This is a genomic window from Veillonella parvula (assembly GCF_036456085.1).
Classification (GTDB): domain Bacteria; phylum Bacillota; class Negativicutes; order Veillonellales; family Veillonellaceae; genus Veillonella; species Veillonella parvula_E.
Map to the genome: position 1 here is coordinate 174,153 of NZ_CP138632.1, position 24,469 is coordinate 198,621.

Sequence of the window (24,469 nt, forward strand, 5' to 3'; positions counted from 1 at the left end):
AGTTTGTTTATAGAGGAGTACCGTGTCTGTATTTGAAATTATATTAATTAGTATAGGCCTAGCGATGGATGCCTTTGGTGTATCTATCGGTAAGGGGCTAACAATGCCCGTAGGCGAGAATGGCCGTAAGGTAACCTTGGCATTTCTTTTTGGTTTGTTCCAGTTTCTTATGCCTCTTATTGGTTGGCTCATCGGTCGTCAATTTATCGATGTGATTGCTGATTGGGACCACTGGATTATCTTCGGACTTCTTGGTTATTTAGGTATCGCTATGATCAGAGAGGGACTTAGCGATGATGATGATGAAGATGACGATGATAAGCAATTCTTGGGTGTCTGGGAAATGATGATGCTCTCCGTAGCGACTAGCCTTGATGCAATGGCTGTAGGACTGACCTTTGCATTCTTACCTATTAATGTATGGAAAGCATCTACGATGATTGGTGTTATTACCTTTGGTATATCTTTAGTGGGTGTTTACTTAGGTAAATTTATGGGCCGATTTGTTGGAAAATATGCAGATATAGTAGGTGGAGGTGTATTGATCCTCATCGGTACAAAGATACTTTTACAACATCTTGGGATTATTGAAGAATTTTAAGGTATATATATGTGAAAGTGTTAGAAACTGAGCGGATTCTGTTGATTTTTGTTTGACATGACTGTGTAAATAGGATATACTATATCAGTATTAGTTCGGTTTACTGAACTTTGCAATCCGCGTGAAGCAGGTTTAAACGCCCGACCGAAGTTCGGGTCGGGATACCGAATTCAGCGAGTTCGATAACAAGGAGGTGTTCTCATGTACGCAATTATTAAAACTGGTGGTAAACAATATCGCGTTGCTGAAGGCGATGTAATTACTATCGAAAAATTGGAAGCAGCTGCTGACGAGTCCGTTACATTCGAAGAAGTTTTGACTGTAGTGAATGACGGCGACGTTAAAGTTGGCGCTCCTCTTGTAAACGGTGCAAAAGTTACAGGTACAGTTCTTGAGCATGGTAAAGGTAAAAAAATCTTAGTATTCAAATACAAAGCTAAATCCAACTACCGTCGTCGTCAAGGCCATCGTCAACCGTTCACAAAAGTTCGTATTGAATCTATCCAAGCTTAATTATGGTTTTCATTGAAATCCAGCGGAATAGTGATGGTCAAGTAGTTGGTTGTCATATGTCCGGTCATGTAGGATATGATGAACATGGCTTCGATATCGTATGTGCCGCAGTGTCTGCCTTATCGGCAACGGCAATGTTAGGACTCACCCAAATTGCTCGACAAGAAGGGGAGTATACGAATAGCGAAGGTCAATGTGATATAGTTCTCTCTGGTACGATTAATCAGAGTGGACAGGATATTCTGGGGACTATGCTTCTTGGTTTGGAGGAGATTAGCCGTCAATATCCAGAGTTTGTCCAAATTCACGAAATATAGGAGGTGAACTTAATGTTTACTTTTGATTTGCAATTGTTCGCACATAAAAAAGGTGTGTCCAGTACTCGTAACGGTCGTGACAGTGAATCTAAACGTCTTGGTGTTAAATGCCATGATGGTTCCATCGTAAAGAGCGGTAACATCATCGTTCGTCAACGTGGTACTCACTTCCACCCTGGTACTAACGTAGGTATCGGTAAAGATGACACTTTATTCGCACTTGTGCCTGGTAAAGTAGCATTTGAACGTGCTGGTCGTTATAACCGTAAAGTTAGCGTATACCCTGTAGAAGCTTAATTTTACAAGACTATTAATCCCTAGTGGCTTTCACTAGGGATTTTTTGTTGTTTACAAGTGATCGTAATAGAATGAATAAACCATATACATTTTAGTCATATTCGATATAGATAATCGATATAGATTAGAAACTCCCATGATATAAAGGTTGCTTCCTCTTATGAGGCGGCAACCTTTTTACATGTATCAAATTCCTGTGCTTTTTAGTAGGAATAGTGGTATACTATGTACAGTATCAGTGAAATACCAGAAGACTGGTTGTCATATACTTTCATAAACCTAAAGAGGGGTGGCGTTGCCACTAGAAAGATTTGAGGTAAGTACTATGTATGATGTAAAATCTCCAAAGGCGGAGGAATTTATTTCCCATCAGGAAATCCTTGACACACTTGCCTATGCAGAGGAAAACAAGGAAAATCGGGAGTTGTTAGATGCTATTTTAGCGAAAGCTGCTACATTTAAGGGGTTAAACCACCGAGAAGCAGCAGTTCTCTTAGAATGTCCGTTACCTGAATATAAGGAAAAGCTTTTTGCTTTAGCAAAGGAAATCAAGAAGGCTATCTACGGCGATCGTATTGTTCTATTTGCACCGTTATACTTGTCTAACTATTGTATCAATGGATGTGTGTATTGTCCGTACCACTCCAAAAACCGCGATATTAAACGTAAAAAATTAACGCAAGACCAAATAAGAGAAGAGGTTATTGCGTTAGAAGCGATGGGCCATAAGCGTATTGTAATTGAGTCTGGTGAGGATCCATTAAATAATCCTCTTGAATATATTTTGGAATCCATCAAGACGATTTACGGTATCAAAAATAAAAATGGTGAAATCCGCCGTGTAAACGTAAATATTGCAGCTTGTTCCGTTGAGGACTACAAAAAATTACATGAAGCTGGTATTGGCACATATACATTATTCCAAGAAACATATAACAAAGAAAACTATGAAGCTTTACATCCTACAGGCCCTAAGAGCGACTACGCCTACCATACAGAGGCGATGGACCGCGCTATGCAAGGTGGTATTGATGATGTAGGCATCGGTGTTCTTTATGGTTTGGAACATTATAAATATGATTTCGTTGGATTGTTGATGCACGCTGAACATTTAGAGGCTGTGTATGGGGTAGGTCCACATACTATTTCTGTACCTCGTATTTGTCCAGCTGATGATATCGATGTAGATGATTTCAGTAATGCTGTGCCTGATGATGTATTTGAAAAAATTGTTGCTCTTATCCGCGTCTCCACACCGTATACAGGTATGATTATGTCCACTCGTGAAAGTCAGTCCATGCGTGAACGTGGCTTGGCATTAGGTATCTCCCAAATTAGTGGTGGATCTCGTACTAGCGTAGGTGGTTACAAAGAAGAAGAGAAACCAGAAGATAATTCTGCACAATTTGATCGCAGCGATACACGTACATTAGATGAAATCGTAGACTGGCTATTAGACCTTGGTTATGTACCAAGTTTCTGTACTGCATGTTATCGTGCAGGCAGAACAGGGGACCGTTTCATGGCCCTTGCTAAATCCGGTCAAATTCACAATTGTTGCCAACCTAATGCGTTGATGACATTAAACGAATATATCATGGATTACGGTGATGAAAAGACTAAGGCTCATGGTGCTAAGGTCATCGAACAACAGTTAGAAAATATTAAAAATGATTTAGTTAAAGAAAAAGCTAAAGCTTATATTGCACAGATGAAAGACGGCGAACGGGACTTCCGGTTCTAAGGAATTCACTGATATGGAGCCTCCTATTGATAATGGGAGGCTCTTTCTTGTTGAGAAAATAGCAAAGTTTAAATGAGAATAAAATATATAAAATGGTTTATTTTATTTGCGTTTTAAGGTATAATAAATAAAAATGATAATGATAATACGTTGAATTCTAGAATAATATTGATTATAAACTACTGAGGGATATGATGATTAAGAAAAAACGTTGGCGCCTTTGTGAAGGTGATCAAGAGAAAGAGAATATCTTAATCCGTGAACTTGGTGTAAACCCTATTGTGGCTAAATTAATGGTGAATCGTCACATTGATGTAGACGAAGGTCGTCAGTTTTTACAAGGTACTTTGTCAGATTTGTTAGATCCATTTACATTAAAAGATATGGATGTGGCTGTTTCACTAGTTCTGGAAACAATTGAAAGTCACAAACCAATCGTTATTTATGGTGATTATGATGTGGATGGTATTACTGCAACATCTGTACTCTATCGATTTTTAAAGAAATTAGGTGCCGATGTTACATATTACATACCAGAACGTCAAAGCGAAGGGTATGGTCTCAATTTAGAGGCTTTAAAGCACCTTATTGAACGGGGAACGGATTTGGTAATTACCGTAGACTGCGGCATTAGCTCTTACGATATTGTAGAGGCTGTACGGGACCGCATCAATATGATTATTACGGATCACCATACGGCTCCAGATGTGATTCCACGAGCGAAGGCCGTCATAAATCATAAGCAAAAGGACTGTCCTTATAAGGATAAAAACTTATCTGGCGTAGGCGTTGCTTTCAAATTATGCCAAGCTTTGTGGCTTACAAAGCACGGAGAATGGTACTTAGATGATTTAGATATCGTTGCACTTGGCACTGTGGCCGATGTAGTACCTTTGGTCGGTGAGAACCGCATCATTGTGAAATCAGGCCTTGAGAAGATGAATAGGGAACCTAATTTAGGGATTAAAAAGCTTATTGATGTAGCTGGGCTTCATGAACGAACCATTACATCTGGGCATATTGGTTTTACCTTAGCACCTCGCCTTAATGCAGCAGGTCGCGTAACGCATGCAACGCGTGCTGTTGAACTACTTGTGACCGATGACGAGGATATAGTAGAGGCAATTGCGGAGGAACTAAACGAAACGAATCGTGAACGACAAGAGTTAGAACGAAATATTCATGAGTTAGCTCGTATCGATGTAGCCAATCAAGGACATAAAGCTGATTATGTAACTATTGTGGCCGGCGAAGAGTGGCATCCCGGTGTCATTGGTATTGTTGCCTCTCGTCTAGTAGAGGAGTTTTACAAACCAACCTTAGTTATCAGTATTCATGATGGCGTTGGTAAAGGCTCGTGCCGTAGTATAGATGGCTTTAACATATATGATGCATTAAAATCTTGCGAGGATATCTTGCTACAGTTTGGCGGACACTCTGCGGCGGCAGGTTTTAGCATCGATGCAAATCGTATTGATGAATTACGAGACCGTTTAACTAAGTATTGTAAAGAAGTTGTTACTGCTGAGGAATATATTCCTGTTGTGGCCATTGATGCGGAATTACCTGTTGATGATATCGATGTCGATATCATTGACCGCATATCAGACCTTGAGCCTTATGGGATGGCCAATAGCACGCCAGTCTTTGCTATTATGGAAGCTACCGTACAGGATATTATGCTCATGGGGCAATTAAAGAATCACTGTAAGGTAATTTTTGCAACTTCGAATGGTACATTAGATGCTATAGCTTGGAATCGTCCTGATTTATTTAAATCAATCTTTGTGGGAACCGTGGTGAAAGTGGCATTCTCCTTGCAGAAGAATGAATGGCAAGGCATGGTTTCTCCGCAGCTCATGATTCAAGCTATTGAACCGTTGACTGAAGAGCCAATTAAGCTTTCTACAGAAGGACTTAGACAAATGTATGTCATAATAAAACAGTCCATGCGAGGTCGCAGTCAGTCGGTTTATAATGTTGAACAAGATATATTGCGCCGCAAGCCGGCAGATCAGAATAATCGCAGTGCTCTAACATCTATCGATGTATTTAAAGAATTGGGCATTGTTGAAGAATATACAAGTGATGATGGTCAATTAATGCTTAGATGGAATGCTATTGAAGGAAAATTAGATCTTGTCACATCCGTAACATTCCTTACTTATAGTGTATAGGAGGTGACATCATGACAACTGTAAATGAAGAAGGCAAAGCTTTGGTGGAACAAAGTACATTTGATAAAAGTAAAGCCTTAGCCGAGTTTATGGAGTATATCCATACGTATTTAACAGATGATGAGTGTGACCAAGTATTGAAAGCTTTTGAGCTTGCTGATAAGGCTCACGAAGGTCAGTTTAGAGCTTCCGGTGAGCCGTATATCATGCATCCTCTAGCTGTAGCAGATATTTTGGCACATTTACAAATCGACCATATTACACTCATGGCAGCTCTTATGCATGATGTGGTTGAAGATACATCTTATTCGAAGGAAGACCTAGAGGAGATGTTTGGCTCTGAAGTAGCATTCCTTGTTGATGGGGTAACAAAATTAAACCAATTCCAATATGAAACAAAAGAAGATCGCCAAATGGAAAACTATCGAAAGATGATTTTAGCCATGGCGAAGGATGTACGTGTCGTAGTTATTAAATTGGGTGACCGCTTACACAACATGCGCACCTTAAAGCATATGCGTAGTGACAAACAAAAACGTATTGCTAAGGAAACCCTAGAAATCTTTGCACCTTTGGCACATCGTCTCGGTATCTTCAATGTGAAATGGGAGTTGGAAGATTTATCCTTCCGTTATTTAGAGCCGGAAAAATACTATGATCTAGTAGATCAAATGAAACAAAAACGCCAAGTTCGGGAAGACATCGTTAATGATACGATGAGGCAACTTACAAAGGCCTTAAGCGAAGCCCATATCAAGGCGGATATCAAAGGTCGTCCAAAACATTTCTACAGTATTTATAAGAAGATGAAAAAGGACAATCGTGATTTATCCCAAATTTATGATTTGCTTGCCGTTCGTGTAATCGTTGATAGCATCCCTGATTGTTATGCAGTACTTGGCATTGCACATAGCTTGTGGAAACCATTGCCATATCGCTTCAAAGATTATATTTCTATGCCAAAGTCTAATATGTATCAATCTTTACATACTACAGTTATCGGCACGATGGGGCAGCCTGTAGAGATTCAAATTCGTACATGGGAGATGCATCGTGTATCTGAATACGGTGTGGCTGCTCACTGGCGATATAAAGAAGGAAATAAAAACGGCGATAAAGAATTCGATCAAAAGGTTGCATGGCTGCGCCAAGTTCTTGAATGGCAAGATACGAGTAATCCAACGGAACTTGTTAACGCTTTAAAATTAGACGTTTTCTCTGGCGAAGTATTTGTATTTACGCCAAAGGGTGACGTTGTTAAGTTGCCAATAGGCTCTGTACCGCTCGACTTTGCCTATCGAGTTCATACCGATGTAGGTCATCATTGTGTAGGCGCTAAGGTAAACGGCAAAATTGTACCGCTGGATTATACCTTGCAAAATGGTGATATTGTTGATATTATCACATCCAAAACAGGTCGTCCTAGCCTCGACTGGTTGAATATCGTAGGTTCTTCTGAAAGCAAGAGCAAAATTCGCAATTGGTTCAAGCGCGAAAATAAAGCTGAAAATATTGAAAAAGGTTTAGACTCTCTTGAAAAAGAAGCGAAACGATTGAATCATAATTGGAAAGAATTATGTGCAGACAACCGTTTACAACATGTAACGAAACAACTTAAAGCCGGTACAGAAGAGGAAATGTTTGCAGCCTGTGGCTATGGCGGCATTCCTGTAAGCACTGTTCTTTTGCGTTTAATTGAACTTTATAAAAAGTCTAAAGAGGTAGAGGAATCTAAGCGCAGCACAGAGCAAATTATCGAGAAATTAAAATCTCAAGGACAAAAGAAAACTAAAAATGGAACTGGTGTTCTCGTAAAAGGTGAAGCTGGTGTGATGGTGCGTATGGCAAAATGCTGTAATCCTGTACCTGGTGATGATATTATAGGTTACATAACCCGTGGTCGTGGCGTTTCTATTCATCGCTGTGATTGCCCTAGCATGGGCCATTCTCCTGAAGACTTAGAGCGGATGATAGAAGTCTCTTGGGACGGTTCTTCTGGCGAATCTTTCCACGTAGGCATTGATATTCAAGCTTATGATCGAGCTGGTATTCTCATGGAAGTTATGGCGGTGCTTTCAGAATTGAAAATCACCATTACTAACATCAATGCTAAGGTTCAAGAGGATACAAAAAATGTAAGCATCAATTTGGTGGTTGATATCCGCGATATTTCACAACTAGATTTCGTAATGACTAAATTGCGTCGTATTCGTGAAGTTTATACTGTTCAACGTAGTAAAGGAGGGGCTTAATGAGCGAACAACAATTAGTACTTATGCGCATGCCTTTAGGTCCATTAGGAACAAATTGCTATGTTATCGGTGATAAAGCGATAGGTGAAGCTTTCATTATCGATCCTGCAACAGCTGAAGTACTAGATGCGCTAAAAAAACATGACTTAAAGCCGAAGGCGGTTGTACTGACACATGGTCATGGAGATCATATTGGTGGCATTCAAGAGATTGTGAACACCTATCATGTGCCTGTATATATTCATAAAGGCGATGTACCGTATTTATCTGATCCTGAGCTTAATCTCAGTGCTTATAGCAATCCAACGCCAATTAAGATAAAAGCGGAAATTATCGAGGTTAAACAAGGTGATCACATTACATGTGGTGATATTGATCTTGAGGTGCTTGAAACACCAGGTCATACGCCGGGTGGTGTGTGTTATTACATGGAAGGTCTTGTGTTTGTAGGGGATACTTTATTTAGAGATTCCGTAGGCCGTACAGATTTTCCAAATGGCTCTTATGAGACTCTGATATCATCTATTAAGACTCAGCTTTATACATTGCCTGATAATACAATGGTTTATCCTGGTCATGGACCGGAAACAAATATAGGGTATGAAAAACAATACAACCCATTCGTTGGTCAGTAGGTTTAAACGAATTATTTTTTACAGTCGAGGGGAAATTTATTATGAACACAACATTAGAAAAATTAAAAGAACGCATTAAAGACAAAAAGTACAAATTGACCACACAACGTCAAACAATCTTGCAAGCATTTATCGATGCTGAAGAAAATCATTTGAGTGCTGAAGATGTATATGTTCTTGTAAAAGAGGTGGCACCTGATATCGGGTTAGCAACAATTTACAGAACTCTTGATCTCTTCACAGAACTTGATTTGTTAAAACGTCTTGATTTTGGTGATGGCCGTAATCGTTATGAATTAAATGACGAAGAGTTCGCTCATTTCCATCATCATTTGATTTGCGTAAAATGTGGTAAAGTATCCGAGTTTGAAGATGACATGCTTGAAACATTGGAGTCTATCATCGCTAAGAAATTGAACTTCCGTACCATTGATCATCAATTGAAAGTATATGGTTACTGTAGTGATTGTCAAAATCATATGACTGAAGCAGAATTAGAAAAGCTTGAGCGTATGTCCCATCATGGTTAATGGATATCTATATACGGGTCCATTACCACTTGGCTCCGTAGTAGCTCATAACTGTGGCGCGGCAGGACTCTTTTCTGATAAGGTACATCCAGAGGTTATCCTTGAAGCGCATGAAGTGGAAGGAATATATACATTAACTGTTACTATTGGTGATACAATTAAGATTTTTGAAGGAACTGTTTCCTCTATGGGGCGTCGTCAAATTGGACAAGCCTTGTTGCGATATTTGCGTGAATATCAAGGCTTACCTGCTGAGGCTCCATGGGGAACTATGATAGGTGTGCGCCCTACAAAGCTACTACATAAATATATAGATACATATGGCTCTGTCCACGCAGCAACTCGTCACATTCGGGACGAGTTTTCTGTGTCTATGGAAAAGCTTGCTACTTTGGGGGCCATTGGCGAGTATCAACGTCCATTTCTATCTGATACAGATGATAAAAAGGTAAGCCTCTATTGTGGTATTCCTTTCTGTGACACGCGTTGCGTATATTGCTCATTTCCATATGGTCTCTATCAGGATTATGCTGGTAAAAGTCAATTTCTAAGGGCTTTAACCCGTGATATAGAAGATATGAAAGCTATTATCCAATCTTATAATCTAACCGTAGATACCCTCTATATGGGCGGCGGTACTCCGACAGTGCTAAAGGATGAAGACTTTCACCAGGTTCTAAAACAGTTGTCTCTACTCGTACCAGAAGGTCATGAATTTACTGTAGAGGCAGGACGACCTGATTCTGTTAATCCTACAAAGCTACGTTCCATGCTTGCGCTAGGTGTGAATCGTATTAGCATTAACCCGCAAACAATGCAAGATGATATTTTGCGTCGTATTGGACGCGGCCATAGTGTACGGGATATTGATGAACTTTTACAATATGTAAAAAACAATACATCATTAGCCGTAAATATGGATTTTATTGCAGGCTTGCCTAATCAAACGATGTTAAACATGATAGAGAATATGGATTATGTATGTCAAAATCTGCCGGAAAATGTTACAATTCATACGTTAGCATTAAAACGTGGTAGCCCGTTGTACGATTTACATATGGAAGATGATATTCCTGAAGAACATCTTGTGGCGGAAATGGTACAATATGGTAAAGAGCGTCTTGAAGCGGCTGGTTATGTGCCATATTATTTATATCGCCAACAATATATGAGAGGGCAGTTAGAGAATATTGGCTATACCTTGCCTGGCAAAGCGTGTGAATATAATATCCAGATTATGGAAGAACGGCAGAGTATTCTATCTATGGGGCCTGGCAGTTCATCCAAGTGGATGCGCGCCCCTGAATATCGTCAACTTAAACAGCATATGCCAAAAGACGTAGATGTTTATCACGAAACGATAGATGCACTTTTAGAGAAACGACATAGAATTTGTGAAAGATTTTGGGAGGTTGTGTAATGGCTATAAGAAAACCAAGAGGTACACAAGACTTTTTGCCAGAACAGATGATACATTGGCATTATATTGAACAACGTATGCGCGAAATTTGTAAAGTATATGGGTTCAATGAAATTCGCACACCTGCCTTTGAAGAAACTAAATTATTCTTACGTGGTATCGGTGAGACTACAGATGTAGTACAAAAAGAGATGTACACCTTTACCACTGGTGATGACGGTGGTTCTAGCTTTACCTTACGCCCTGAAAATACGGCGTCTGCTGTGCGCGCATACTTAGAAAATAAAGTATATGGTAAAGAAGGTCTCACAAAATGGTATTACATGGGCCCTATGTTCCGTCATGATAAACCGCAAGCGGGTCGTTATCGTCAATTCCACCAGTTTGGTGCAGAGGTACTAGGTTCGCAATCTCCAGTGGTAGATAGTGAAGTTATCTGTATGGTTGTACAGTTATTAAAAGACTTTGGCCTTAAAGACCTTAATGTAGAAGTAAACTCCGTAGGTTGCCCAACATGTCGTCCTGTATACCGAGAAAAATTAATCGCTTTCTTTGAACCTAAAAAGGAACAATTATGTAGCGATTGCCAAGAGCGTTTGTACAAAAATCCTTTGCGTATCTTGGACTGCAAAAATGAAACATGCAAATCCTTGTCCGTAGGTGCTCCTGAAATTCACGAACATTTATGTGAAGAGTGTCATGATCATTTTGAAGAATTGAAAACCTATTTAACTGCAGCTAATGTGCAATATACTTTAAATCCTCGTCTCGTACGTGGCCTTGATTACTATACAAAGACAGCCTTTGAGGTACAATATACTCCTTTAGGTGCTCAAAGTGCTGTAGCTGGTGGTGGTCGTTACGATGGTCTCGTAGAAGAGCTCGATGGACCTCATACTCCAGCTATCGGTTTTGCTATGGGCATGGAGCGTTTACTATTAGCTCTTGAAAAACAAAACTTATTGCCTGAGCCAACTGTAGAACCATCTGTATTCGTAGTCGCTCTTGGTGATGCGGCTAAGGTAGAGACTTTCAAAATTTGCCAAGCCTTACATGATGAATATATTACCGTTGAAATGGACGGGCAGGGCAAGAGTATGAAGGCACAATTAAAATACGCTAACAAAATTAATGCGAAATATGTTATTATATTGGGTGATGATGAATTGGCTCGTAAAGAAGCCATAATTCGATTCATGGATACTAGTGAACAAGAGACTGTATCTCTTGATACAGTGGCTGAACGTATAACTTCTTTGGTGAAAGGATGACAGTTAGAATGGAAACAATGCAAGGCTTACACCGTACGCACGGTTGTGGCACCATCTCTGAACAAGAGGTAGGTAAAGAGGTCGTATTATGTGGTTGGGTTGAACGCCGTCGTGACCATGGTGGTTTGATTTTCTTGGATTTACGTGATCGTTCTGGCGTAGTACAAGTGGTGGCATCCCCAGATCATAACGTAGAATCGTTCCACAAAGCAGAGGATGTTCGTAATGAATATGTGCTTTGTGTACGTGGTAAGATTACAAAGCGTGATGAGGCTGCTATTAATCCAAATCTTCCTACAGGTGCATACGAAATGTTCTGTGAAGAGTTGCGCGTATTGAACTCTGCTAAAACTCCTCCTTTCTATATCCAAGATGATATCGATGTAGATGAAAATATTCGCTTGAAATATCGTTACCTTGACTTACGTCGTCCAGAAATGCAACGCAACTTGATTTTGCGTCACAAAGTAACGAAAGCAATGCGCGATTTCTTCGATAGCCGCGATTTTTTGGAAATTGAAACTCCAATGCTTACTAAATCTACACCAGAAGGCGCTCGTGACTATCTAGTGCCGTCCCGTGTAAATGCTGGTACATTCTATGCGTTGCCACAATCTCCACAAATTTTCAAACAAATCTTGATGGTTGCTGGTTACGAAAAATATTTCCAAATCGTTCGTTGCTTCCGCGATGAAGATTTGCGCGCAGACCGTCAACCTGAGTTCACTCAGCTCGACTTAGAAATGTCCTTCGTTGATGAAGAAGATATTTATGCATTGCTTGAAGAGATGATTGCTCATGTATTTAAAACTGCATTAGGTAAAGAAATTTCTTTGCCTATGCCTCGTATTACATGGGACGAAGCAATGGATAAATACGGCTCTGATAAGCCGGATCTTCGTTTTGATATGGCCTTTACTGATGTAACTGATCTTGTAAAAGATACAGAATTCAAAGTATTCCGTTCTGTTATCGACAATGGTGGTGTAGTTAAAGGTATCGTTGTACCTGGTGACGCTGGCATTCCTCGCCGTGAACTTGACGACCTTGTTGAATATGTAAATCGTTACGGCGCCAAAGGCCTTGCATGGGCTTGCTTCAACGAAGATGGTTCTATCAAGTCTCAAATCATGAAGTTCTTAGGTGAAGATACAATTCGCAATATCGGTGAAAAAATGGGTGCTAAAGGTGGCGACCTCGTATTGATGATTGCTGATAAACCTGCAACTGTGGCACGTGCATTAGGTGAACTACGCCTTGAAATGGCACGTCGTATGAACATGATTGACCAAGATAAATTGGCATTCACCTGGGTAACTGATTTCCCTATGTTCGAATATAACGAAGATGAAAAACGTTATGTTGCAATGCACCATCCGTTCACAATGCCACGCCATGCGGATCTTGATAAATTGGAATCTGATCCTGGCAGCGTAAAAGCGATTGCTTACGATATGGTATTGAATGGCGTAGAAATTGGTGGCGGTTCCTTGCGTATCTACCAAGCTGACGTACAAGAAAAAGTATTCAAAGCAATTGGTTTGTCCATTGAAGAAGCAAGATCCAAATTCGGCTTCATGCTTGATGCATTCCAATATGGTGCACCTCCTCATGCAGGTTGTGCATTTGGCTTAGATCGTCTTGTTATGTTGATGGCAAAACGTCAATCTATCCGCGACGTAATCGCATTCCCTAAAACTCAATCTGCTTCTGATATCATGAGCCAAGCTCCATCTGAAGTAGAACCAAAGCAATTAAAAGAGTTGCATATTAAACCAGATGTAGAAGAAGAACAAGAGCAATCTTTAGTGTAAAAACATAGGCAAGAATTGATTAAAATCGAAATGTCAAGACTTGTTAATTGCTAATCTTTCTGATACTATTTAAGTATAAGATATCCCTGCCATGTGCGTGTGATATCGCAGTTTTGAGCCAACACATTTACTTTGGGAGTCTGAACTCTCGTCTGAACGTTACGCCCTTACGGGACAACTGCAGGATGAGGAGGACACCCACCTGCCCTTGCAGGATCAAAACGCGGTACATTACGGCATGGTGGGGCTTTTTTGCGTGTAAAAATAGACTGAAATATCATATACTATAAATATATCTTTGGTAAGAATTTAAACTATTTAAAATCTTAAGAGTCCTAAATGTCATAAATGTTATAAATATCTTGCCAATATTATCAGTGTTACCGAGTTACTGATGTTATTAGGCTTTTATGACGGGACAGTAATTTTTTTGGATTGAATAGTTATAGATATGAAAATACGACAGTTAAACTGAGTGCGAATTGAGGTGATAGAATGGATAGTTTGTTTGATATGACACCTACAAATACATACGAGCCGCTTCCTGTACGAATGCGTCCTACTAAACTAGATCATTTATATGGTCAAGAGAAGGCCGTAGGTAAGGGGACTTTCTTGAGAGCTATGGTAGAGAAGGATACAATACCATCTATGCTTTTTTATGGGCCTTGTGGAACGGGTAAGACTACATTAGCTGGCATTATAGCTAAGGTGAGTAATAGCCATTTTGTAAACCTGAATGCTACTAACGCCGGTATTGGTGAGTTGCGCACCATCATTGAAGACGCGCGCAAACGAGTTCGTTCTTTACAGCAACGCACAATTCTATTCCTCGATGAAATTCATCGTTTTAATAAAAGCCAACAAGATGTGTTGTTACCTTGTGTAGAGGATGGCACTATTATCCTTATTGGTGCTACAACAGAGAATCCATTCTTTGAGGTTAATAGACCGTTATTATCTCGTTTGCGTCTTATTACATTAGAAGCACTTACACCAAAGGCTATTGGTCAAATTTTACGTCGCGCCATTACCGATGAAGAAGTGGGATTAGGCAAACGCCATCTACAGGTAACGGATGAAGTTCTGGAAGATGTGGGAATTTTCGTCAATGGTGATGGCCGCATGGCCCTTAATATTCTTGAACAAGCTGCAGCTATGGTTCCCGATGAGGGGACGATTACTATTGAGGTTCTTGAAAAGGTCGTAGGTCGTCGTATATATACATATGATAAAAAAGGAGACAGTCATTACGATACAATCTCAGCCTTTATAAAAAGTATGCGTGGTTCTGACGTGCAGGCAACGGTACATTATTTAGCACGCATGATTGAAGCTGGAGAGGATCCTAATTTCATTGCTCGTCGTATTGTTATTTGTGCAGCAGAGGATGTAGGACTTGCGGACCCACAAGCTCTTATACTTGCCAACGCAGCGGCTCAAGCGGCTCATATGGTAGGTTTTCCTGAGGCGCGCATTATATTATCTGAGGCTGCGTGCTATGTTGCTCTCGCACCTAAAAGTAATTCTGCTTATGTAGCTATTGATGCCGCGATATCTGATGTGCGACATAAGGATTGTGGACAAGTACCTGATCATTTGAAAGATAGTCACTATAGCGGGGCTAGTAAATTAGGCCATGGGAAAGCTTATAAGTATGCTCATAATTATCCTAATGGATATGTAAAACAGCAGTATTTACCAACGCCTCTAGTTGATGCAACCTACTATAAGGGCATAAAGAGAGGGACTGAGGAACAGTTACTTCACGACTGGGAGAAACGTTGTAAAAATTAACTTAATATTACGATATATGCTATAATATAATGATAAGTTAATTTACTGTAATGTTATATAAGTAAGGGGTTTGTATAGATTTATGGCAGAAGAAAATACTTCCACCAAAAGACGCAACACACGCCGTAAGCGAACAAGTACAAAACAGCAATCAAAGTCTCAAAGCTTTTCTTTGCGCAGCGAAGTGAAAGGCCTTATTGTCATTGCCTTTGCTGTGATTTCCTTTCTGGGCTTTTTCGGCTTTGAACTCGGCCTTGTAGGACAGATTTTAACAGGTATATTCCGTTATGGCTTTGGCTTAGGGGGTATTATTCCTTGTTTATGCGTTTTCTGGTTAGGTTGGAGATTATTATATAAGGATACATTTATTTCCATTACAAAACGAGGGATTGTAATGACCTTGTTTTTCCTATTTTTGTTAGCTCTTGTTCCCTTGTGGCGCGTTCCTGAGGGGCAGGAACTCATTACTACACAACTAGCTAATCAAGGTGGTTTCGTAGGTGGTGCAATTGCTACATTCCTTCGTACACTATTAGGCAATCTAGGGGCTATTATTCTTGATGTATTCTTACTCATAGCTTTTGGATTACTGGTGACACGTTTGTCTTTGCGCAGTGGATTACAAAAGGCTGCGGACAAAACACAGGTTGGCCTTGATGTTGCAAAAGAGGTAGCTGCTGAGAAGGTTGCTGTTGCAAAAGAAGTCTTTGAAGATTGGAATGAACAACGTAAAGAAGCGGCAGAACAGCGTAAAGCTTATAACAGGGAAAAAGATACACGCTTTGCTGATGCAGCAGATCAAGCATTAGATGCACTAGAAAAACAAGGCATTGCTACTGGAAGAGACCTCTTTGACTCTACCACAGCTATAGATGTTGATCCTATTGAAGATACAGTTACTACTATGGAGTCACAAAGAACTCCTACATCTTGGAAGGAATTGGCTGAGATAGAAGCACGTAATCGTGCGGCTGAGCAATTGGCTAATATATCTGAAGCATCTGGTGATGCTAAGTCTTATGAAGCTGATAATTTTGAACAATTCTCTGATACGCATAGATCTACGAGTGATGATTATGTATATGTTCCAGATGAGGACTTTTCATATACACCAGATGAAGAGTATTCAGATGAGGTTGGAACTGTAGAAAACTCTGATGATGAAGAACCAGAATTCTCTTATCAAAATACAACAATAGGACCATTGGAAACGAATCACGGTGCTATTGCCTCCGCTGTGCCAGGAACGGGTGCAGCGGCAAGTTCTGTAAGTGCTGGAGCTGGTATGGCAGGTATGGGGTTACAAGTACCGTCCATTATTAGTACTACAGAAGATACGGCGCAAGTAGCTGTATCTAAAGATGGACAGATTCATCGGTCCTATGATAGACCTTACCATTTCCCAAGCCTAGATATTTTGGCGAAAGGGAAGGGGAGTCAAAACAATGGTGAAGAAGTAGCACAAAATGCGATGATGCTTGAACATGTATTGAGTGACTTTGGTATTACGGCAAAGGTTGTTAATGCTACACAAGGCCCAACTGTTACACGTTATGAAATTGAACCTGCACCAGGCGTGAAAGTGAGTCGTATCGTTAATTTAACAGATGATATTGCCCTCAATTTGGCAGCACAACATATTCGTATGGAGGCTCCGATTCCAGGGAAATCTGCCATCGGTATTGAGGTCCCTAATAAAACGACAGAAGCCGTTCATTTACGCGATGTACTTGATTGCAGTGACTTTAAAGATGCTCGTGGAGGTATTCCTGTCGGCCTTGGTAAGGATATTGCAGGAAAGCCTGTTATTACAGACCTTGCGAAGATGCCTCACTTGCTCGTAGCTGGTACAACTGGCTCTGGTAAATCCGTATGTGTAAATACATTAATTTCTAGTATTCTCTTTAGCCGCAAACCGGAAGAGGTTAAGTTATTATTAATCGACCCTAAGATGGTTGAATTGTCTATTTACAATGGGATCCCGCACTTGATGGCTCCAGTTGTAACGGATATGAAAAAAGCAGCAGCTGTATTACGTTGGGCCGTTCGTGAAATGGAGGCTCGTTATAAGGCGTTTGCTGCATCTGGTAAACGTGATATCAAGAGCTATAATGAAGCGCATCCTAAGGCTGCTATGCCGCTAATCGTGTTGATTATCGACGAGTTAGCTGACCTTATGATGACGGCTCCTGATGATATTGAAGAATCTATTAGTCGTTTAGCACAAATGGCTCGTGCTGCAGGTATTCACATGGTTCTTGCTACGCAGCGGCCATCTGTTAACGTTATTACCGGTTCTATCAAGGCCAATGTGCCAAGTCGTATTTCCTTTGCTGTAGGCTCTCAAATTGACTCTCGTACCATTCTTGATATGGCAGGAGCAGAGAAACTATTGGGTAAAGGGGATATGTTATTTGCTCCGATTGGTGCTAATAAACCTATTCGTGTACAAGGGGCTTTCATTTCTGATGATGAGGTAGAAAAACTTGTAGAGTTTGTGAAAGCTCAACGAGAACCAGAATATGATAATACGGTAACTCAAGAAGTGGAAAAGGAAGCTGAAAAAGAATCTTCTGATGCTAATGATGTTTACCGCGATGAATTATTAGAGCGAGCTGTCAATCTCGTTATGGAATCTGGTCAAGCTTCCGTATCGATGTTGCAACGTCGTTTCCGTATAGGTTATACCCGTGCGGCACGTCTTGTAGATACAATGGAAGACCTTAAAATCGTTGGTCCTAGCATGGGCAGTAAGGCGCGAGAAATTTTAATGAGCCCTGAACAAGCTAAGGCTAGATATTTCTCCGATTCCAATGATGAGCAATAATTAGCTAATTACTATATGAATATTACGTAGATTTAGAAAGGAACGAAAATGGCTGAATTAGGCGAAGAATTACGACGTGAACGGGTAAGACGTAATCTAACCTTTAAAGATGTGGAGCAAGTGCTGCACATTAAAACAACCTATTTAGAGGCTATCGAAGATGGCAACTATGATATCATTCCTGGTCAAGTCTACGTAAAAGGTTTTATTCGAAACTATGGTAACTACTTAGATCTTGATGGGGATCGCTTGGTAAAAGTATATCAGGGCCAAGTAGGGGACATAGATACCTTTTCTTTACGTTCTGTTACAAGACAGAAGGCTCAAGCAACTCCTAATTTGGTACAAAGTGAGTTTGTTGAATACCAAACATCTAAAAAGCGTATGTCCTTAGAAACGCGTCAACGAAAACGTCAACGCTCTATTGTACAAGAACGCATTATTTTAGGGATTATTTTAGTTTGTATGGCATTATTTTTACTATGGTTATTCCTGTTCTAGTATCTGATTAGGCATGATAGAAAGGCATTTACACAATCAATGGATAGATTTTTAGTAACAGAACCTTCGGATATGAAGGAACGTGGTTGGGCTGAATTAGATTTCGTTCTCATCAGTGGGGACGCTTATGTGGACCATCCATCCTTTGCGCCTGCAGTTATCGGTAGATACTTGGAATCCAAAGGTTATCGTGTAGGCATTATAGATCAACCAGATTGGAATGATGTAGAGGCTTTCAAAAAACTAGGTAAACCACGTCTAGCATCCCTTGTTACGGCAGGGAATTTAGATTCAATGCTTAATAAATTTACGGCAGCAAAGAAAGTTCGCCGTCAAGATGATTATTCTCCAGGTGGTGAGTCAGGTCATCGTCCAGATCGTGCTACCTTGGTATATGCTAACCGTATGAAGGAGGCTTACAGTGATGTACCTCTTATCATTGGTGGTATAGAAGCGTCTTTGCGTCGCTTTGGTCATTATGACTATTGGTCAGATACGGTGCGTCGATCCATCTTAGTAGATTCTAAGGCCGATGTACTCGTCTATGGCATGGGAGAACTTCAAATCGTTGAACTAGCTGATGCCTTAGATCAGGGTCGATTTAAAGAGTCTTTGCCATCTATACGTGGCATTTGCTACATGGCAAAGGAAATTCCAACCATTGACTATGTAGAGTGCCCATCGTATGAAGCTATTAAGGCGGATAAGATGGATTTTGCCGATGCATTCCGCATTCAATACGATGAACAAGATCCGTTCTATGGACGTATTGTAGTCCAAAAGCATGGTGATAGATATCTCATTCAGAACACGCCTGCGTTGCCATTGACACAGGAGGAAATGGACGGTGTCTATAACTTGCCATATACTCGAAAGTGGCATCCTAAATACGATGATAAGGGTGGTGTGCCAGCATTAAGCGAAGTTCAATTTAGCCTTGTGAGCCAACGAGGTTGCTTTGGCAGTTGTTCTTTCTGTGCTATTACTAATCACCAAGGGCGTATCATTCAGAATCGTAGTCATGAGTCTTTGATTGAAGAAGCTCACATGATGATCAAGATGGACAATTTTAAAGGGTATATTCATGATGTAGGGGGCCCTACGGCAAACTTCCGCCATCTAGCTTGCGATAAACAAGCTGTCTATGGTGCGTGTAAAGGTCGTACTTGTGCGGCTCCAGAGCCTTGTGAAAACTTGAATACAAATCATGATGACTATATTGCTTTACTGCGTAAATTACGTAAACTAAAAGGTGTAAAAAAGGTATTTGTTCGTTCTGGTTTGCGTTATGACTATGTACTAGCCGATAACAATAAAGATTTTGTGCGGGAACTTTGCGAGTTTCACGTAAGTGGGCAGCTAAAGGTAGCTCCAGAACATGTATCTAAACGGGTTACCAATATGATGGGGAAAGCTGGTAAAGAAGAATTCCTAACCTTTAAGTCTTGGTTTGAAGAGGCAAATAAAAAGCTTGGTAAGAAACAATACTTAGTGCCGTACTTTATGAGCTCTCATCCCGGTTGTGCCCTAGAGGATGCTATTGAATTAGCGGAATTTTTACGAGATCACCATATGTACCCAGAGCAAGTACAGGATTTTATTCCTACGCCGGGTAGCCTTTCTACTTGTATGTATTATACGGGCATTAATCCACTAGATGGAAAACCTGTTTATGTTGCTAAAAAGGGTAGAGATAAAGCAAAACAGCGCGCATTGATGCAGTTTAAAAATATTGAAAACTATGACCTTGTTAAAGAGGCTCTCATAGAAGCCAATCGACGTGATTTAATTGGCTTTGGCCCAGAATGTTTAATTCCACCCCGACCAATTGGTGGAAATTCTAAGCGTATTAGCCAATCTAGTAAATCCCGTAATGGCAAACGAGGTTGCGAATCTAGGAATCGATGCCAGACTGGAAAAAGGCGTAGTAGAGATGTGACTAAAGTTCGTACATCTAATAAAAGTTTTGGTGGTCGTTACATGTAGGGAGTAGCTCTAGCTACTCTCATTTTAAGATACTTTATGTCTTATGGGAGGCATATATGAAACGATGGATTGCTCCGAGCATCTTAGCATTATTTGTGGTAGGAATGTTGATCTATGGCATAAACTTTTACCAACAAGAACAAATAGAACAGGCCAAAGAGCCTATTCGTGGTGAAATTATAGTCTATACGGACTTACCTAATACTTTGACAGCTATGCTTGCTGAGCGTTATGAAGAGGAACAAAAGGTAAAAGTCACTGTAATGCCTCTTACAGAGGAACAAATGTCGCAACGGTCGGCTTCTATAGTGGCTGATACTTCTGGTGATTTGGTGCTAACTTCTGAAGATAATCTCGTAATTGGTGCCAATGCAGGTAAATATATGCCCATCGTCAATGAACGTATTGACGAGGTACGTGATAATCTAAAGGATCCAAATGGCTATTGGGTTGGTATTTGGTATGATCCCATCGTATTTGTTCAGAATGATACCTTCCATAATGGCATTGGTAAATATATTACTACATGGGATACATTGGGAAAACAAGGTGATTGGTCTATCGTTATGACCGATTTTGTAGCATCTCAGAATGCGGCCAATTTGCTATATAATATGGTAGAGTATAAAGGGGAACCAGAGGCTCTTGAATACTTATATAGTTTGAAGCCCCATGTGGTTCAACATGCTAAATTTTTGTCTACTCCAATACGCCTAACTGCGCTAGGGGAGACAAATATTGGTATTGGTAACTTGTCTGATGCGGCGCAATATAGTCATCATGGGTATCCAATTAAGATCATTTATCCTAAAGATGGTACGTCTTATTATGTGACTGGTGCTGCCGTTTTAAAAAATTCAAAACATAAAGCAGATAGTGTAGAGTTTATTAATTGGTTACTATCTTCTAAAACGGCAAAATATATGGTAGAAAAGAATTTTACCTATATATTTACTAATCCTGAGATGGATGAGCCAAAAGATTCTATGGGGCATGATTTAGTGTTATGGCCTGTGAATGGTGGTTATACCCTAGAGGGTAAAAAGTTATTGTTAAATCATTGGGTTAGCCAGGTACGATTCCGTAAGGACTAAGTCAGTTGTATAAATCCAAGAAATAAATAAAAAGAATCTAGTGACGAAAGGATATGTAATGGGGAAAAAATTAGGATATGTTAGCCTAGGTTGTGCTAAAAATTTAGTAGATACAGAGGTAATGTTAGGCTTATTGAGAGATAATGGCTATTCGATTACAGAAGACTTAAGCGAAGCAGATCTTATCGTTGTAAATACCTGTACTTTTATTGAAAAAGCTAAGGCTGAGTCTATAAATACCATCCTTGAGGTTGCCCAATATAAGGAGGATGGTGCTTGTAAGGGCCTTATCGTAGCAGGTTGTCTTAGTCAACAATATCAGGATGAATTATTCCAAGAAATTCCTGAAATTGATGCATTAATCGGTACCGGTGCATGGGATCAAGTTATGGTAGCCGTTGATGCTATTGAGCACGGCAATCGCAGTTGTATCATGGAAAATATTACGAATATCTACGATGAGCGCATGCCTCGTATTCAAACAACACCTCGTTATAGTGCATATGTAAAAATTGCAGAAGGCTGTAATAACGGGTGTACATTCTGTATTATCCCAAAGGTACGCGGTGCATTCCGTAGTCGTACTATCGAGTCTATCAAGGCTGAAGTGGAACGATTGGCTGCGACCGGGGTTAAGGAAGTTGTCCTTATCGCTCAAGATACAACGAGTTATGGTATCGACCTTAATGATGGTAAACCATTGTTGACGACATTGTTAAAAGAATTAACAACTGTAGAAGGCATAGAATGGATTCGCATGCTATACCTATATCCGACATTTTTCTCTGATGAATTGTTAGATATTATCGTTAATGAGCCAAAGCTTTGTAAATATGTAGATATTCCATTGCAACATGTTAATAACGATATTTTGAAACAAATGAATCGCCGAGATGATCGCAATGATATTGAGCGTTTGCTTAAGAAAATTAGAAATGCACCGACTCATATTACATTGCGCACCTCTATCATCGTTGGATTCCCTGGTGAAACAGATGAACAATTTGAGGAACTTTGTGACTTTGTAAAAGAAATCAAATTTGATAATATGGGCGTATTTACGTATTCTCAAGAAGATGGTACACCAGCTGGTGCTCGTGAAGACCAAATACCAGAAGAGGTCAAAGAAGAGCGCTATCACGTTCTTATGTCCATCCAAGCTGCTATCTCTGAAGAGAATAATCGCAATTTAGAAGGTACCATTGATTATGCTATGGTAGAGGAAATCGAAGAAGGCGAGAATAACACATTGCTTGCAAAAGGGCGATTGAAATCTCAAGCACCTGATGTAGATGGTAATATGTACATTGAAGACTGCGGTGAAGACATTCAACCTGGTGATATTCTTAAGGTACAAGTAGAGCAAGGCTTTGCTTATGATGTAGTAGCTACGGTTGTAGAATAATGCACAGTTCGATATATTCGATTGTGGAGGTGATCTGATGATTGTAGAACTTATTTCTACAGGTTCAGAATTATTGCTAGGTGATACAGTAAATACGAATGTATCATGGCTAGCACAAGAGTTGAATAAACTAGGATATACCATTGCCCATCAATCGGTGGTAGGTGATAATCCGAAACGGATGGCTGAAGTCTTTCAGCTCGCTAGTACAAGGGCTGATATCGTTATTAGTACTGGTGGGCTAGGACCAACGCAGGGCGACATTACACGTAATGTACTTGCCGATTCAATTGGCAGACCTATTGTGTTTAATCAAGAGGCCATGAACGAGCTTGAAAGGTTTTTTAAAAGTGTAAACCGTACTATACCCGATGCGAGTCGGCGAGAAGCACAATTACCAAAAGGGGCAAAGGTATTATATAACCCTGTTGGAGTTGCTCCCGGTGTAGTCGTTGAAGATGGCGACACTACGTACATACTTTTACCTGGACCTCCTGGAGAAATGAAGGGCATGTTCCAAGAGAGCGTAGTTCCTTATTTAAATGGCCGATTTGGTTCTCAAGGTGTTGTTACATCCTATCGTTATGGCGTATATGATATTCGTGAAATTGATTTAGAAAGCACCTTGATGGATCTAATTAAGAAGCAATCTAATCCGACCATAGCTTTGCTCATTAAAAAGGGCTACATTGAGGTTCGCATCACTGCTAAGGCTGAAACATTAGAAGCGGCACAAGACCTGCTTAATCCTTGGGATGCAATCATACGAGAACGCTTAGGCTCTCGCATAGGGCGCAACTTAACAATTTCTATGGAGGAAACATTAGGTCGAACCTTGTTAGAGGAACATAGTACTATTAGTACTGCTGAATCATGTACATCAGGATTGGTTGGTAAATTACTGACTAATGTCAGTGGCAGTAGTGAGTACTATATGGGTGGTGTCATTTCGTATAGTAATGATGTGAAACATCGTGTTTTAGGTGTACCACAAGATATGTTAGATACATATGGCGCTGTTAGTGAACAAGTGGCTAAGGCTATGGCAGAGGGGGCACGAACTGTTGGCCAAACAACATATGCTGTTTCTACAACGGGGATAGCCGGTCCTGGTGGAGGAACTCAAGAAAAGCCCGTTGGACTAGTGTGGTTTGGTGTTACTGGTCCACATGGCACAGTGGCCCATAAAGCTAATTTAATTGGCAATCGAGAAGATATTAGACAAAGTGCGGCAGAGCTAGCACTATACTATGTTTATACTTATATAACAGAAAAGGAGAAATAAAAT

The 24,469-nt window shown here is 40.2% G+C and carries 19 protein-coding genes and 1 other RNA gene; all 20 read left to right on the forward strand.

Translation table 11 applies throughout. The features are described from left to right. Positions 1-22 precede the first annotated feature (22 nt). Entirely contained in the window at positions 23-601 is a 579-nt protein-coding gene (locus PK1910_RS00785; RefSeq protein WP_287511287.1) for a manganese efflux pump MntP, read from the forward strand. Positions 602-802: 201 nt separating this feature from the next. Beyond that, positions 803-1,114 (forward strand): 50S ribosomal protein L21, encoded by a 312-nt coding sequence (rplU, locus tag PK1910_RS00790; RefSeq protein ID WP_004696434.1) that lies wholly within the window; start codon positions 803-805, stop codon positions 1,112-1,114. Between the two features lie 2 nt (positions 1,115-1,116). Beyond that, positions 1,117-1,431: a ribosomal-processing cysteine protease Prp gene (locus PK1910_RS00795; RefSeq protein ID WP_287511285.1), complete on the forward strand. Its 315-nt coding sequence runs from the start codon at positions 1,117-1,119 to the stop codon at positions 1,429-1,431. A 12-nt stretch (positions 1,432-1,443) separates the two neighbouring features. After that, positions 1,444-1,728 carry a 50S ribosomal protein L27 gene (gene rpmA / locus PK1910_RS00800; protein ID WP_004696430.1) on the forward strand — a complete coding sequence of 95 codons (285 nt, stop codon included), beginning with the start codon at positions 1,444-1,446 and terminating at the stop codon, positions 1,726-1,728. A 325-nt stretch (positions 1,729-2,053) separates the two neighbouring features. Beyond that, positions 2,054-3,472, forward strand: a complete 1,419-nt coding sequence (gene hydG / locus PK1910_RS00805; RefSeq protein WP_278451715.1) for a [FeFe] hydrogenase H-cluster radical SAM maturase HydG — start codon at positions 2,054-2,056, stop codon at positions 3,470-3,472. Between the two features lie 194 nt (positions 3,473-3,666). After that, the gene (gene recJ / locus PK1910_RS00810; protein ID WP_287511283.1) at positions 3,667-5,649 is read left to right on the forward strand and encodes a single-stranded-DNA-specific exonuclease RecJ; all 1,983 of its coding nucleotides are present in this window, start codon (positions 3,667-3,669) and stop codon (positions 5,647-5,649) included. Positions 5,650-5,660: 11 nt separating this feature from the next. Further along, positions 5,661-7,901 carry a RelA/SpoT family protein gene (locus PK1910_RS00815; protein WP_155086103.1) on the forward strand — a complete coding sequence of 747 codons (2,241 nt, stop codon included), beginning with the start codon at positions 5,661-5,663 and terminating at the stop codon, positions 7,899-7,901. Beyond that, positions 7,901-8,536, forward strand: a complete 636-nt coding sequence (locus tag PK1910_RS00820) for an MBL fold metallo-hydrolase (protein ID WP_105086656.1) — start codon at positions 7,901-7,903, stop codon at positions 8,534-8,536. The genes PK1910_RS00815 and PK1910_RS00820 overlap by 1 nt, the downstream gene beginning before the upstream one ends. Before the next feature lie 41 nt (positions 8,537-8,577). Further along, on the forward strand, positions 8,578-9,066 hold the full coding sequence (locus PK1910_RS00825; RefSeq protein WP_008601380.1) for a Fur family transcriptional regulator: 489 nt from the start codon (positions 8,578-8,580) through the stop codon (positions 9,064-9,066). After that, complete coding sequence (gene hemZ / locus PK1910_RS00830; RefSeq protein WP_287511280.1) at positions 9,059-10,486, forward strand: coproporphyrinogen dehydrogenase HemZ; 1,428 nt, start codon at positions 9,059-9,061, stop codon at positions 10,484-10,486. The genes PK1910_RS00825 and hemZ overlap by 8 nt, the downstream gene beginning before the upstream one ends. Beyond that, positions 10,486-11,757 (forward strand): histidine--tRNA ligase, encoded by a 1,272-nt coding sequence (hisS, locus tag PK1910_RS00835; RefSeq protein ID WP_205112501.1) that lies wholly within the window; start codon positions 10,486-10,488, stop codon positions 11,755-11,757. The genes hemZ and hisS overlap by 1 nt, the downstream gene beginning before the upstream one ends. An 8-nt stretch (positions 11,758-11,765) precedes the next feature. Then, complete coding sequence (gene aspS, locus PK1910_RS00840; RefSeq protein WP_008601374.1) at positions 11,766-13,571, forward strand: aspartate--tRNA ligase; 1,806 nt, start codon at positions 11,766-11,768, stop codon at positions 13,569-13,571. An 80-nt stretch (positions 13,572-13,651) separates the two neighbouring features. Beyond that, a non-coding RNA gene (ssrS, locus tag PK1910_RS00845) (6S RNA) lies at positions 13,652-13,823 on the forward strand. A 243-nt stretch (positions 13,824-14,066) separates the two neighbouring features. After that, positions 14,067-15,368, forward strand: coding sequence for a replication-associated recombination protein A (locus tag PK1910_RS00850; protein WP_077708566.1), 1,302 nt, complete (start codon positions 14,067-14,069; stop codon positions 15,366-15,368). 82 nt (positions 15,369-15,450) lie between these two features. Continuing rightward, a complete protein-coding gene (locus PK1910_RS00855; protein ID WP_278471773.1) occupies positions 15,451-18,195 on the forward strand; it encodes an FtsK/SpoIIIE family DNA translocase in 2,745 nt (914 codons plus the stop codon). A gap of 48 nt (positions 18,196-18,243) precedes the next feature. Continuing rightward, positions 18,244-18,696, forward strand: coding sequence for a helix-turn-helix domain-containing protein (locus PK1910_RS00860; RefSeq protein ID WP_119563206.1), 453 nt, complete (start codon positions 18,244-18,246; stop codon positions 18,694-18,696). A 39-nt stretch (positions 18,697-18,735) separates the two neighbouring features. After that, a complete protein-coding gene (locus PK1910_RS00865; protein WP_004698698.1) occupies positions 18,736-20,682 on the forward strand; it encodes a YgiQ family radical SAM protein in 1,947 nt (648 codons plus the stop codon). A 56-nt stretch (positions 20,683-20,738) separates the two neighbouring features. Then, on the forward strand, positions 20,739-21,776 hold the full coding sequence (locus tag PK1910_RS00870) for an ABC transporter substrate-binding protein (protein ID WP_004698526.1): 1,038 nt from the start codon (positions 20,739-20,741) through the stop codon (positions 21,774-21,776). A 58-nt stretch (positions 21,777-21,834) separates the two neighbouring features. Continuing rightward, entirely contained in the window at positions 21,835-23,181 is a 1,347-nt protein-coding gene (gene rimO, locus PK1910_RS00875) for a 30S ribosomal protein S12 methylthiotransferase RimO (protein ID WP_287511276.1), read from the forward strand. 37 nt (positions 23,182-23,218) lie between these two features. Then, complete coding sequence (locus PK1910_RS00880; RefSeq protein WP_287511275.1) at positions 23,219-24,466, forward strand: competence/damage-inducible protein A; 1,248 nt, start codon at positions 23,219-23,221, stop codon at positions 24,464-24,466. The last annotated feature ends 3 nt before the right edge of the window (positions 24,467-24,469 follow it).